The sequence below is a fragment of the Bacillus sp. NTK074B genome, from assembly GCF_017303375.1.
Classification (GTDB): domain Bacteria; phylum Bacillota; class Bacilli; order Bacillales; family Bacillaceae_B; genus Rossellomorea.
Window position 1 is genome coordinate 1 of the sequence record NZ_JAFKOH010000210.1, and the last position, 259, is coordinate 259.

The window sequence follows — 259 nt, forward strand, 5'->3', positions numbered from 1 at the left end:
TCCGTCCACTGCCGTGCCGCCACCCGAAATCAGGATGCGCCGGGTCAGGCCGGCCTTGTAGAGCGCAAGGGCCGGCTGAAGGCTGCTGACAGAGGGGCTGCACAGGACGAATGCAAGATCCACGGCTTCCGGCGGGCATTTCTTGAACAGGAAGGCACTGATGCCTGCGCGGCTATCGTAGAGATCCATAGCTCGACCGTGCGATTTTCTTTGGGATTTTCAAGTGGCTGACCCTACGGCTTATTCCCTTGGGGTCAAT

1 protein-coding gene is annotated in these 259 nt (G+C 59.5%); it reads right to left on the bottom strand.

Annotated elements, in window-relative coordinates; translation table 11 throughout:
- Nucleotides 1-189: hypothetical protein (locus JI667_RS22040; RefSeq protein ID WP_206858628.1), on the bottom strand; the 189-nt coding region annotated here is incomplete at its 3' end.
- Between the last annotated feature and the right edge of the window lie 70 nt (nucleotides 190-259).